10 protein-coding genes and 2 pseudogenes are annotated in these 13,533 nt (G+C 49.3%); 7 read left to right on the forward strand and 5 right to left on the reverse strand.

Features of this window, described 5'->3' with window-relative positions:
* Positions 1-395 precede the first annotated feature (395 nt).
* Both NWF35_RS07260 and NWF35_RS07265 read right to left on the reverse strand, forming a co-directional pair.
* Positions 396-596 (reverse strand): hypothetical protein, encoded by a 201-nt coding sequence (locus NWF35_RS07260; RefSeq protein WP_301238392.1) that lies wholly within the window; start codon positions 594-596, stop codon positions 396-398.
* 208 nt (positions 597-804) lie between these two features.
* Entirely contained in the window at positions 805-1,956 is a 1,152-nt protein-coding gene (locus tag NWF35_RS07265) for a cysteine desulfurase family protein (protein WP_301238393.1), read from the reverse strand.
* Positions 1,957-2,188: 232 nt separating this feature from the next.
* Between NWF35_RS07265 and nadB the strand changes: the two genes are divergently transcribed.
* The 3 genes from nadB to nadA are packed head-to-tail and all read left to right on the forward strand — an operon-like array spanning position 2,189 to position 5,661.
* A complete protein-coding gene (gene nadB / locus NWF35_RS07270; protein ID WP_301238394.1) occupies positions 2,189-3,694 on the forward strand; it encodes an L-aspartate oxidase in 1,506 nt (501 codons plus the stop codon).
* Positions 3,695-3,709: 15 nt separating this feature from the next.
* A complete protein-coding gene (nadC, locus tag NWF35_RS07275; protein WP_301238395.1) occupies positions 3,710-4,561 on the forward strand; it encodes a carboxylating nicotinate-nucleotide diphosphorylase in 852 nt (283 codons plus the stop codon).
* Positions 4,558-5,661 carry a quinolinate synthase NadA gene (gene nadA / locus NWF35_RS07280; protein WP_301238396.1) on the forward strand — a complete coding sequence of 368 codons (1,104 nt, stop codon included), beginning with the start codon at positions 4,558-4,560 and terminating at the stop codon, positions 5,659-5,661. The genes nadC and nadA overlap by 4 nt, the downstream gene beginning before the upstream one ends.
* A gap of 485 nt (positions 5,662-6,146) precedes the next feature.
* On the opposite strand, the pseudogene NWF35_RS16825 reads toward nadA, so the two are convergent.
* Together NWF35_RS16825 and NWF35_RS16830 are read right to left on the reverse strand one after the other, a co-directional pair.
* A pseudogene (locus NWF35_RS16825) lies at positions 6,147-6,593 on the reverse strand (IS5 family transposase); the annotation flags it as partial.
* A 20-nt stretch (positions 6,594-6,613) separates the two neighbouring features.
* The gene (locus NWF35_RS16830) at positions 6,614-6,952 is read right to left on the reverse strand and encodes an IS5 family transposase (protein WP_363321572.1); all 339 of its coding nucleotides are present in this window, start codon (positions 6,950-6,952) and stop codon (positions 6,614-6,616) included.
* Positions 6,953-6,994: 42 nt separating this feature from the next.
* Between NWF35_RS16830 and NWF35_RS07285 the strand changes: the two are divergent.
* Both NWF35_RS07285 and NWF35_RS07290 read left to right on the forward strand, forming a co-directional pair.
* Positions 6,995-7,166, forward strand: a pseudogene (locus tag NWF35_RS07285) (aminotransferase class III-fold pyridoxal phosphate-dependent enzyme); the annotation flags it as partial.
* A gap of 124 nt (positions 7,167-7,290) precedes the next feature.
* Positions 7,291-8,700, forward strand: coding sequence for a sodium:solute symporter family protein (locus NWF35_RS07290; RefSeq protein WP_301238397.1), 1,410 nt, complete (start codon positions 7,291-7,293; stop codon positions 8,698-8,700).
* A gap of 159 nt (positions 8,701-8,859) precedes the next feature.
* Here NWF35_RS07290 and NWF35_RS07295 read toward each other — a convergent pair whose 3' ends face one another.
* A complete protein-coding gene (locus NWF35_RS07295) occupies positions 8,860-9,498 on the reverse strand; it encodes a TetR/AcrR family transcriptional regulator (RefSeq protein ID WP_301238398.1) in 639 nt (212 codons plus the stop codon).
* Positions 9,499-9,716: 218 nt separating this feature from the next.
* On the opposite strand from NWF35_RS07295, the gene asnB reads away from it, so the two are divergent.
* Positions 9,717-11,537 carry an asparagine synthase (glutamine-hydrolyzing) gene (gene asnB, locus NWF35_RS07300; protein WP_301238399.1) on the forward strand — a complete coding sequence of 607 codons (1,821 nt, stop codon included), beginning with the start codon at positions 9,717-9,719 and terminating at the stop codon, positions 11,535-11,537.
* A 300-nt stretch (positions 11,538-11,837) separates the two neighbouring features.
* Positions 11,838-13,238, forward strand: coding sequence for an MFS transporter (locus NWF35_RS07305; protein WP_301238400.1), 1,401 nt, complete (start codon positions 11,838-11,840; stop codon positions 13,236-13,238).
* The last annotated feature ends 295 nt before the right edge of the window (positions 13,239-13,533 follow it).

Here is a 13,533-nt window from a genome sequence, read left to right on the forward strand (position 1 = left end):
GGCAACTCGATAGACATATCCTTTCCCGAAAAACCAAACGGGTTGAAGGGGGGAGAGGACAGAAAAGAACCCAGCATATAAGCTGGGCAAAATCCACAAGGCAGATGGTATAGTTTTCTAATTCCACCAAAGAATGCATAATCCAAATATCGCCATAAAAAGGAAGAAGAGACCCAACGAAAAACGATCAAGATCCATGAGAAATAACGCTAAAATAGAATCAATTACATCGAAAATAATATGTTTTTCAAGTATTTTCGGTTTCCATCTGAACACCCAAAATAAAATTACCCCAGCAGTTCCAAGTACGAGAAGGAATAATCCTAGCAATATTTTCAAATTCCTTCCCCCTACAAGTTAGTTCTCTTCTAAATATATGAGATGGTTTACAAAAATCAGTGAGAAGGAGAAACTGGAACAAAGATCGAGTTCAATATTCCGAATACTATTGGAATCAAAAAAATGATGATCGCGATCCATATCCATCGTTTCACTCGCTTGATTTCCACCCGTTGCTTCTCGATCCGATTCAGTCGTTCGATGACCTTATCAAACCGCTTGTCAATCTGGTCGAAACGCTCTTCCATCTTGTCCATTTTTTCGAACGCTCTGTCCATCGACTGTACTAGGCGTTGTGTCGTTTCTTCAATTTCCTTTGGTATTTTGTTTTCCATAAATGTGATTAACGGACATAGCCTCTTTGAAAAACAAGAGCTTGATGTCCACTAAGGTACTGATCTTTGTCACAAAGAGGGCGTTTCTCTCACTCCTGATCAAACCGTTGATCCGCAAACATGTGGAGTTTCACCGAATCAACGACCGCAGATACGCGATTACTTCCTTCAACCGTTCGACAAACACATCAATCTCTTCCTCGGTCGTCGTACTGCCGAGTGAAATCCGTACGCTTTGATGCGCCTCATCCTGGCCGCGTCCCATCGCCATCAGCACGTGAGAGGGTGCGTGTTTTCCCGCGCTGCAGGCGGAACCGCTGGAGACGGCAACCCCCATCCGATTGAGTTCCAGCATCACCGCTTGACCTTCGATGCGATGGAAGCTGAGATTCAAGTTGTTGGGCAAACGTTGTTCAGGATGGCCGTTTAGCCGTACTTCCCCGATTTCCGTTTCGATCCGCTGCCAGAGCCGGTCGCGCAATCGGGTGAGCCGTTCCCGGGTCTCTTCCGCTTCGCGGGCGGCCAGTTCGGCCGCGATCCCCAAACCGACGATAGCGGGAACATTGTAAGTACCGGGCCTCATACCGCGTTCGTGTCCACCGCCGTGAACAATAGGGGAGATACGGACGCCCTTGCGCACGTACAGTGCGCCGACCCCTTTGGGCCCACCGATTTTATGAGCGCCCACGGTCAGCAAATCGACATGAAGATCACGCACCGAAAAAGGGACCTTGCCGAAAAACTGGACGGCATCGGTATGAAACAGCACGTGTTTATCACGGAGCAACCGGCCGATTTCCGCGATAGGCTGAATTGTTCCTACTTCGTTGTTGGCCGCCATGATGCTGACCAGGATGGTGTCGGGACGCAGAGCCTGCTCCACATCTTCGACCCGGACAAGACCGTTTTCGTCAACCGGAAGCTCCGTTACCTCAAAGCCGCTCTCCTTCAGCGACCGGCATGTTTCCAACACTGACGGGTGCTCGATTTGCGTGGTGATGATGTGTCGCCCGATGTGACGTCGCTTTTTCGCGGCACCTTGGATGGCCAAGTTGTTGGATTCCGTTCCTCCGCCGGTGAACACGATTTCCCGAGGGCTTCCGGCTCCCAGTGCGCGCAGGAGTTGTTGCCGAGCATGCTCGACCGCATCATGGGCGTGTTGTCCCCAATCGTGTAAACTGCTGGGATTGCCGAATTCAAATTCCATATATTGGATAACACCTGCGCGCACTTCCGGCCGGACGGGCGTGGTGGCTGCATGATCCAGGTAGATCCGATTCATCTGATTCAAACGCCGGAAACCCTTGACCGGCGCTGTTCCCTCCCTTTTTTTGCTCAGTGATTAGCAAAGTGTTCAAACTCCATTTCATTATAACGAAAGGGGAAAACAATTTCCTCCCTATAGATTCGTAACCGTTTTCACCAGCTCAAAATTGGCAGTTGACAATAAGCCGGATCATATCAACAATAAGAGTGATCGGTTGAGTTGATTATGTGAAAGGAATCACAAATATATGCGGACGGTACAATCGGATTATATCGTGGTGGGCAGTGGTATAGCGGGATTGATGACCGGCCTGTTACTGGGAAATACAGGTGAAGTGATCATACTCACCAAAGCACGTGAGGAAGAAAGCAATTCATTTCGGGCACAAGGCGGGATCGCCGCCGCCGTCGGCGAGGGGGATTCCCCCGAACTGCATCGGGAGGACACGTTGCGGACGGGCGTTCAGCATTGTGATCCCACATCGGTGGATGTGTTGGTGAACATGGCGCCCAAAACGATTCAACTGCTGACGGAGTTGGGAGCGAAATTCGACCGTGACGGCGAGCAATGGGCATTGGGACGCGAAGGTTCCCACAGTGCATCGCGCATTCTGCATGCCGAAGGGGATGCGACGGGTGCGGCAATCACCCGGGCATTGCTCCAGCAGGTGGCGAAGCGCCCGCACGTGAACCTGATCTCCCATACGATGGTAGTGGATTTGGTTGTATCTGACGGGGAATGTGTTGGTGTGCTCGCGGCCGACGCTGAAGCGGGTGCGACGCTGTATTTGGCGCACGGCGTCGTGCTTGCCACGGGCGGATGCGGTCAAGTGTACCGTTTTACAACCAACGGCCTCGTATCCACGGGTGACGGGTTTGCCATGGCCCGACGGGCGGGAGTGCCACTGATGGATATGGAATTCGTCCAGTTTCATCCCACTGCATTGGCAGTGGAACAAAATCCGATGTTTTTGGTTTCGGAAGCAGTGCGCGGCGAAGGTGCCACTTTGATCAATGATCGCGGTGAAGCATTCATGCAACGGTATCATGAATGGGGCGACTTGGCACCGCGAGATGAAGTGTCGCGGGCGATTTACAGCGAAATGCAACAAGGGCGCCGTGTCTTTCTGGATGCTGGCGTGATCGGCGATCGTTTCGCCCGTCGATTCCCCACGATTGATCGCTATTGCAAATCACATGGAATCGATTCAGCAAGGGACCCGATACCGGTCACGCCTGCCGCACATTTTATCATGGGCGGAATACGGACCGATTCATACGGGCAAACGCGACTTTCCCGCTTGTTTGCATGCGGGGAAGTGGCATGCACCGGCGTTCACGGCGCCAACCGCCTGGCAAGTAATTCCCTGTTGGAGGGAGCCGTCTTCTCCCAACGGGTGGCGGAACGGATGGCGCACCTGCCGCCGCGGGAGAAAGGGCCGGATCAAGTGCTTGCTGCCGAACTGTTCACGGATCGTACGCAAATGGAACAGTGGAAAGATCGAATTCGGACGATCATGTGGGAAAAGGCAGGCATCGTTCGAACGGCGCAGGGCTTGGCCGAAGGGTTGAACGCGTTGCGCGAGATGGAAATCGAAGTACCCGTCTCCGCATGGGAGTGCCGCAATATGATCAGCGTGTCACAAGCCATTTTGCAATCGGCTTTGTGGCGTCAGGAAAGCCGCGGTGGACACTATCGGGCGGATTTTCCGGAAACCCTGGAGGAATGGGCGAAAAAACACCGCGTGGTGTAGAAAGGGGCGGGGGAGATGAACCCGTTGGAACTGGAGGCCGTCATTCGAACGGCATTGAATGAAGACCTCGGGCCAGGCGACATTACGACGGAAGCTTTGGCGGAAGAGCATCATGAAAGCGCGGCCGTATTTATTGCCAAACAACCGGGTGTCATCGCCGGCCTGCCCGTGGCGGAGCGCGTGTTCCGCCTGTTGGATGCAGATGTGCGGTTTGAATGGTTGGTGGAAGAAGGAGACGAAGTGGCGGCGTACACCGCTGTGGCTCGCGTGACCGGCCGGACGCGCGCCCTGCTCACAGGGGAGCGTGTGGCGCTGAACTTCATGCAGCGAATGAGCGGCATTGCGACAGTGACCCGTCAGGTCGTGCGCCAAGTGGAAGGATTAAACTGTGTCATCCTCGACACACGCAAAACGACGCCGGGATTGCGACTGTTGGAAAAGTACGCCGTGCGAATCGGCGGCGGTACCAACCACCGTTACGGTCTGAGTCACGGTGTGATGATCAAGGACAACCACGTGGCGCTGGCAGGCAGTTTGGAAGCGGCCGTTCGCCGCGTGCGGGAACGCGTAGGGCACATGGTGCAGGTGGAAGTGGAGTGCGACACGCTGGAACAGGTCAAGGAAGCACTGAAACTGGACGTGGATGCCATTCTCCTGGACAATATGAAACCCGCCGAGCTGCGGGAATCGGTACGCTTGATCGACGGCCGGGTTTGGACGGAAGCATCCGGGGGCATCACACCGGACAATGTGCGGGAAGTGGCGGAAACCGGCGTCAACGGCATTTCGCTAGGCTGGTTGACGCATTCAGCCAAGGCGTTGGATATCAGTTTGGATTGGACGGGAGAAAAGGGGGATGAGCGATGATCGACATGTTGACCGCGGTGCATCAGGATCTACCGGAAGAATACCGCACGCTCTCCGACCAGGAATTAGATCGACGCATCAGGGAAGCGAAGCGTCGGCTGGGATCTGACTTGGTGATCCTGGGCCACCACTACCAGCGGGATGATGTGATCCAATTCGCCGACTATCGTGGGGATTCGCTGAAACTGGCCAAAATCGCAGAGAAACTGCATGATGTCAAATATATCGTCTTCTGCGGCGTTCATTTCATGGCCGAAACGGCCGACACACTGACCACGGATAAACAGATTGTCGTGCTGCCCGATATGAAAGCGGGTTGCTCCATGGCTGACATGGCGGATATCGATGAAGTGGAAGAAGCGTGGGAAGTGATTCAGGAAGAGTTCGGTGACACGGTGATTCCAGTTACCTATGTGAACTCCACGGCGGCGATCAAGGCGTTTGTTGGTCGTCACGGCGGGACGACCTGCACGTCGTCCAATGCGGAGGCCGTGTTGAAATGGGCGTTTGAGCGGAAAAAGCGCATCCTGTTCCTGCCTGATCAGCATCTGGGGCGCAACACCGCGTACAAAATGGGCATCCCGCTGGAGCATATGATCATCTGGGCCCCTGAGACGGGAGAATTTGAGGATGATCATTGCCACCGGGAAGACGTGCGCATGATCCTGTGGAAAGGGCACTGCTCCGTTCACCAAAAATTCCTGCCCGAGCACGTGCACCGCGTCCGCGAACGCGACCCCGAAATGAAAGTGATCGTCCATCCCGAGTGCTCGTTTGAAGTGGTGCAACTGGCTGATGAAAACGGATCTACCGATTACATCATCCGCACGATTGAAGCCGCCCCGCCGGGAAGTAAATGGGCGATCGGCACAGAAGTCAATCTGGTCCAACGTCTGGCTCAGGAGCATCCGGAACAAAAAATCATGTTGCTCAGCACAACGATGTGCCCGTGCCTGACAATGAACCGGATCGACCGTCCGCATCTGTTGTGGGCACTGGAAAACCTGGTGGAAGGCAATGTGGTCAACCAGATCAAAGTGGACCCGGAAACCACTCATTGGTCCAAAGTGGCGCTGGATCGGATGTTGGCGATTCAATGATGATGACATCACGACCGTCATCCCAGTTCGATGGGAGACGGTCTTTTTTTGATTCTGGTCATCAGGACATGTTGACTTTCACTGGGCTGGGTACTTATTCATTTTTGAATGAACGGGTATACGGACTGTTATTCAAAATTGAATCGGCTGAGGAGAGAAGTGAAAAGGAAGAGGGATAAATAGCTGTTCAGAAAGAAATAGAATGGAACGAACATGAAAATGCATGAATACAGAATCACCAGAGCTAGAAAAATCAGCCCACTACAACTATGGAGAGAAAATTAAAAAAACACTATATAGAATAAATCTTGGCATAAAAATTGCTGTAATTAAAAATGGGGAAAAGGGAAGGGAGAAAATCGCGGTGTCAACAAGTTGGGTTCCGGTTGGCAGATAAATTAGGAAAAATCACACCCGAGGGATTAGACTGCTATTTCTTTGCAATAGTGGAACCGAAGCGGTTGAAGGAGCGATCAAGCTAGAACCTATTTCAAAATACGATTGACACACCATAGAATAAGTGCAACCAGACAAAAAGCCTTGTAATGTTCGACAAATCGTTCATAACGAACAACCAGGCGACGGTAGTTATCCATCCAGGCAAAGCAACGTTCAATTTTCCAACGATGTTGGTAACTGGAACTGACTTTGATGGGACGACCCTTCTTGGGAGAACGTCGTTTTCGACGTTGGATGGTGGGGATGCAGATCTTGATGCCTCTTTTTCTTCACCAGTTTCGAAAGGCACGACTATCATATGCCTTATCAGCTATCAATTCCTTGGGACGGTTTTTGGGGCGCCCCCGTTTTTGAGGGACACACACTGATTCCATCGTCAATCGAGCAAGTTGACTCTCATGGGGTTGGGCACTTGTGACATAAATACCAATCGGCAGACCATTTCCGTCTGCCACCACCATGACCTTGGAACCCTTCCCCGACTTGGTTTTCCCTACTTCAGACCCCCTTTTTTCGACGGTACAAAGCTACCGTCGAGGAAGGCTTGAGCCCATTCTATTTTCGATTGTGCATCCAACTGTGAAAGAAGGGCTTTCCATATTCGTTCCCATGTACCGTCTTCCGTCCATTGATGCAGCCTGCGCCAACAAGTGGTTGGCGATCCATATTTCCGCGGCATGTCTGCCCAAGGACATCCCGTTTTGAGAACGTAGAGGATTCCATTTAAAGTCTTTCTGGGATCTGCCGGAGGTCTTCCTGCTCCCGGCTTCCTTGGAGGAATCAGCGGCTCGATTATTTTCCACTGTTGATCAGTTAACTCGTGTCTGCCCATACTTTCAGATTACAATGAACAACACCAATTTTGAAATAGGTTCTAGCCAAATACGTCACGAGGCGCCTTTATGTCCTTCCATTTACCGGTTGTTTTCATGGACGTTCCATGGGGGCGTTAAGCGTAAGTAAGTTCGAAAAGCAAATACCGGAAATTTTTGCAGCCGAACGGTCTTACTTACCAGATTCCTTATGCCAATACAAAAGAGAGTCCGCCGTTGACTGTCACCAAACAGCAAATTGACGAGGACTGGGAATACTGGATGAGGCACTGACAAAGTATGAAGAAGCATTTTTCAGCGGCCTAAAAAAGAAGAGATTGATGGAGGAGGGACAATGATGCAATTGCTTGATATCATTGTTATTCTAATCTATTTTGGTACGATGATCGTGATCGGTGTATACGGTTCAATGAAAGCCAAAACAACCGAAGAGTATGTCTTAGCCGGAAGGAATTTAGGATTCTTTATGTTTTTTGGTTGTATGGCGGCGGTCATTTTGGGTGGGGCTTCTACGATTGGAACGGCAAAGCTGGGTTATCAGTATGGAATATCAGGTATGTGGTTTGTGGTCATGATTGGCTTAGGGATACTTCTGTTGGGGATTTTTATGATCAAGCCCCTCTTTGGGGAAAAAGTGAAAACAATCAGCGAATTGTTAGGCAAACGGTATAATACCGAAACAAGGTATCTAAGTGCCGTTGTGGCTAGTATCTATACACTCATGGTTTCTGTTACACAAGTGATTGGAATGGGAACCATTTTTCATGCAGTACTCGGTTGGGATAATAATTTATCCATGGTGACCGGAGGCGGGATCGTACTTTTTTATACGCTGCTAGGTGGTATGTGGAGTGTCACCATAACGGATATTATTCAATTTGTGATCAAAGCCACAGGGATTTTTATCATCATGTTGCCCATGAGCTTACATGCAGCAGGTGGCTGGTCAAATCTGGTTTCCAAATTACCCAGTACTCATTTCGATGTGACTCACATTGGATTAACCCAGATCTTTCAATATTTCCTGCTCTATACACTTGGATTGATTATTTCTCAAGATATTTGGCAACGGGCATTTACAGCAAAAACAGAAAAAATTTCTCGTACAGGCAGTATTTCTGCTGGTGTTTTTAGCATTGCTTATGCGATTGCGATCAGCATCATTGGGATGTGCGGCGTTATTGTCATACCAAACATCGATAATCCGCAAAATATTTTTGCTGCTATGGCAGTAAAAATTCTCCCGCCCGGTGTGCTGGGACTTGTGCTGGCTTGTGTGTGTTCGGCACTGATGTCAACTTCATCAGGTACACTGCTCGCCTCATCCACATTAATCACCAATGATATACTCAAACCATTTTTCTTCAAAAATGCAGATGAAAAGCGGTTAATGACCATTTCCAGGGTCGTAACTTTGCTGGTAGGGTTGACTGGGATCGCCTTTGCCCTTTGGATTCGAGATGTATTAGTTGCACTGGATGTAGCGTATGCGATTCTCTCTGGAGCCATATTCGTACCTGTTGTGTTAGGGTTTTTCTGGAAAAGGGCAACTGCGAAAGCAGGATTTTATTCCATTATCATCAGTACTTTGGTCATCATCGCCGGGTTAGCGATTGAAGGGATTACTTCAACCAATCCGATTATGTACGGAATCGCCACCAGTTTCTTCGCGATGATCATCCTCTCACTGATCACTACGTCGAAAGAAGTTGTTCATGAAGAGACAGCCAAAAAGGAGCTTAGTTAGATTTCGAACAGCCCTACCACATTGCTATCAGTTACGGGCGAAACTGTTCCAATCTCCAACCAGGTGAATGCATGGAGACGAAATCCCATTAAGGTCTCCGATTGGGGAAGACCCAAAAAGCCGCTTTGTCTCACAGTGGGATCAGCGGCTTCTTTTATTTTATCCGTTAGGCTCCGGTGGAAGTTCCAGCGGAGGGATTTGCAGATGCTGTACCCTCAAGCGTGTCAAATGTTTGGCCATGTCGTGAGGTGAATAGGGCATATCGTTTTTCAGCCACCAGGAAATGACGCCCAAATATGCAGAAGCGGCATAATGGATCAAGATCTCTTTGGGCACTTTGGGCTGGATCTCTTGGGTCATACTTTGTTCCAGGCGGCTGTCCAAGACGTTGACAAAAACGTCCATGAGCCGGAACCAAAAGCTTTGTTGCCCTTTCTTGCCGAGCATCACTCTATAAAATTTCTCGTGTTTGGCAACATGCTCAAATACATAGACCAGGTCGGGAAGCGGCTGAACAACATTTCCGTCCGAATCGGCAATGTCGTAGTCGATGATCCGGCATTCCTTCATTCCGGTTACCAATTCTTTCAATATCTCTTCTACGCTTTGCGCGAGCAGATCTTCTTTGTCTCGGTAATGCAAATAGAAGGTGGCGCGGTTGAGGGTGGCACGCTGGGTGATGTCTTGCACAGTGATCGCACTAAAGCCTTTTTCGCCGATCAGCTCGATGAGTGCGTTTCTCAGCATTTGGCGCGTGCGGATGACTCGGGGATCCAATTTTTGGGGTTTGGATGACATGGGTTCCCCCTCCTTTGTTATCTTTTTGTTAATTAATAAATAAATATATTCTATTTGTCGTATAATCGACAAATCGTCTGAGATTGATCATTGCAATCACCGTTAACAGTATTATAATTGACACTGCGTCGTTTATAAAACGGTTTGTTTAAAAAATGGAACTGTATGATTGAGTAGGAGCCGCTTTCCATTACAGTTATGGATAGGAGATGGTAGACATGTGTGGTATCGCCGGTTGGATCGATTGGGAAAAAGATCTTTCGGGTGAGCAGCCAGTCTTGGAAAAAATGGCCCAGGCCATTCGCCATCGCGGACCGGATGCGGACGGATTTTGGCTGTCGCAAAGGGCCGCTTTGGCGCATCGTCGCTTGATTGTGATCGATCCGGAAGGCGGTCTTCAACCAATGGTTTATCGCCAAGGGGATCGGATTTATACTTTGACATACAACGGGGAGATTTATAACTACCTTGAGTTGCGCCGTCTGTTACAGGAGCGCGGCCATGTATTCAAGACCAATTCCGATACAGAAGTGCTGTTGCACACCTATTTGGAATGGGGTGAAGATTGTGTTCGTCATTTGAACGGGATTTTCGCTTTTGCCATTTGGGATGAAGCGGAGCAGAAGCTGTTTTTGGGACGCGACCACTTGGGGGTCAAGCCGCTTTTCTATGCCGAACGCGGAAGCGCCGTCTTGTTTGCTTCCGAAATCAAGGCATTGCTCGCGCATCCGGCTGTCAAGCCGGAATTGGATCAGGACGGGTTGGCTGAGATATTCGGCATGGGGCCGATGCGCACTCCTGGCGTTGGGGTGTACAAAGATGTGAAAGAAGTGCGTGCCGGTCATACAGTTGTGTTTACGCGGGAAGGAAAACGCATCACCCGTTATTGGGAGCTGAAAAGCAAACCGCACACGGATGATGTGGAGACGACTGCTGAGCGCATTCGCGAGATCTTGGAAGATACCGTGCGGCGCCAACTGATTTCCGATATGCCGCTCGTGGCGATGCTATCCGGCGGGTTGGACTCCAGCGGTTTGACGGCGATTGCTGGGAAAGAATTGAGCCAAGAAGGGAAAACACTCCATACGTATTCGCTCGATTTTGTCGGCAGTGACCGAGACTTCCAAGAAGACTTGCTCCATCGCGATTTGGACCAACCTTGGGTCAAACGGGTGTCTGAACATGTGAAAACCGAGCATCACACGATTGTCCTGGATGCGGATGAACTGCTGGAGAACATACTTGTACCGCTTCGAGCTCGTGATTTGCCGGGAATCGGGGAAATGGAAACGTCGCTGTATTTGTTGTTCAGAGAGATGAAAAAAGATGCGACGGTGGCCTTGTCAGGTGAATCGGCGGACGAAGTGTTCAGCGGTTATCCATGGTTCCACCAAGAAGAATTTCTGAATGCACGCACGTTCCCGTGGCTGGTGAGCACCGGTTTCATAAGCAAGGTCATGTCCCCAGAAGCGTTGGCTAAAGTCCGCCCGGATGAATATGTGGCGGCGAGATACGAAGAAGCGATTGCCGAAGTGCCGGTCTTGCCCGGCGAAACGGAGTTGGAAGCGCGCCAGCGGGAAATGTCTTATCTCTTTATCACCCGTTTCTTGCCGTTCATGCTCGACCGTAAAGACCGCACCAGCGGTTATGTCGGTTTTGAAGTGCGTGTCCCGTTCTGCGACTATCGCTTGGTGGAATACCTGTTTAATGTCCCATATCAAATGAAAACAGTGGATAACATCGAAAAAGGGATTTTGCGGCGCGCACTGAAAGGCTATTTACCGGACGATGTGCTCTACCGCCGAAAAAGTGCTTATCCGACCGCACAAAATCCGAAGTATTTCCAAGCGGTCAAGCGCTGGATGAAAGAGATTTTGAACGATGCCAATTCCCCGGTATTACCGCTGATCGACAAAAAGAAAGTGGAAGCGGTCATTGATGGAAAAACAGAACTCAATGACGGCAGAATCACCAAATTGTTGGAATACCTCATCCAAGTGAACATGTGGTTGAAAGAATACGGGATTGTCATTCGTTAACTCTATCGTTATTTATTACAAAAACCTGCTACTGTATTAGTAGCAGGTTTTTGTATTTATGATAGAAATGATTTTTTCAGGTTCTCTTCGATCAGGTAGAGGAGCCGGAAGTAACAGTGAACGAACGGGATGATCTGGAGATCTTCTGGGTAGACAACATTCTATCTTTTCTTCATAAAAGACATTTACAAAAATATTAGAAATATGATACAGTGAAAAGAACAACCAGAGTTTTTTCGGTATTAATTACAGAAAAGTCAATCAATTATAAAGCAATTATGAAAAGGTGGGGAATGTGTAATGTCAAATGTTTCAATTGCCATGCGTTTAGACAGGCTACCGATTACCATCCTTCACAAAAAAGCAACGGTGTTAATCGGAACCGGTCTATTCTTTGACTTCTTTGATATTTTCCTAGCGGGAGTTCTCAGTACCGTCTTGGAGGAACATTTTCATGTCGCTCATGAACTTTTGCCCCTGCTGCTCGGCTCCAGCTTTTTGGGTATGTTTATCGGGGCAATCGTGCTCAATGGTTTGGCGGATCGGTTTGGGCGGAAAAAAGCTTTTATGTTTAATCTGGCTGTCTATTCGGTATTCACGCTACTCGCTGCATTTAGCCCAAACGTTGGGTTATTGATCGTTTTCCGGTTTTTAGCCGGGCTTGGTCTGGGGGCCGAACCGCCGCTTTGCGATACCTACCTCAGTGAGTTGTTACCAGCCTCCAAACGTGGGAAATATGTGGCCTGGGCATATACTTTAGGCTTTTTGGCGATGCCGGTCGAAGGATTCTTGGCAAAATTATTAGTACCATTGCAATTCCTGGGATTCGAAGGTTGGCGTTGGTTGTTTATCATTGGCTCCATCGGTTCACTGGTCGTTTGGATTTTGCGGCGGAATTTGCCCGAATCCCCACGATGGCTGGCAGCAGCGGGACGGCTGGAAGAAGCGAATCGAATCACTGCTCAGTTTGAAGAGGAGGCGAAGAAAAAAAGGACAGATTTGGTTCCATTGTTTTCCTCGAGTACTCAGACTCTTCCTGAACAAATGCCGAAACAAAAAGTATCCTTCGCTGTTTTGTTTCAGAAACAATATCTGCAATCCACTGTTATGTTATGGTTTTTTCAAATATTGCAAACCATCGGCTATTACGGATTTGGGACCCTTGTACCTCTAATCTTGAAGGCGAAAGGTTATTCCGTAATTCATTCGCTGGAATATACCGCATTCACTTTTTTGGGGTATCCGATCGGTTCATTGTTATCACTACCACTTGTGGAACGGATTGACCGCAAATGGCTAATCGTTCTTTCCGCTTTTCTGATGGGTGTGTTTGGTATCTCATTTGGAGTAACGGAAAACCCTATGCTCATCATCCTGTTTGGAGTATTATACACGCTCGTCAGTAATGTCTTTTCGAATGCTTTTCATATTTACCAAGCGGAGATTTTTCCAACCTCTGTTCGCGCAACAGCTACTGGGGTCGCTTACAGTTTGAGCCGCTTCATGAGCGGGTTGATGCCATTCCTGTTGCTTCCGATTTTAAAACAATACGGTTCTACGGTCATGTTTACTGTCGTTGCCATTGCGATGGGACTCATTATGATTGATATTGGCTTGCTAGGGCCGCGAACCACGGGGCGATCTCTCGAAGAAATCAATGAGGAAAAATTCCATCCTTCTGACTCGCATATCAGTATGTAAGGAGTATTCGGCTAAAAAAACACGTTCTGTTCTAGGGTGTCTGATATTCATCGAACCGAGAGAAGGGTGGCCTTTTCTCCAACAAGGACCTTTCAGATTGTGAAACAGGAGCGAGAGAAAAGGCTCACCCGTCAAAACATCTCTTAGGGAGTGCCTGGGGAATACTGTCCACATGGCTATCCCGACTCGCTCCATCAGCGCCCAGCGGGGAAGCGGATGTTGACCGCTCTGACCTGGTCAGCACAGGGCGCGGGCAAAGTGCATATCGCTCTGAAGAAATTGCCCGCGAGTTCAA

This window comes from Polycladomyces subterraneus, assembly GCF_030433435.1.
GTDB lineage: Bacteria > Bacillota > Bacilli > Thermoactinomycetales > JIR-001 > Polycladomyces > Polycladomyces subterraneus.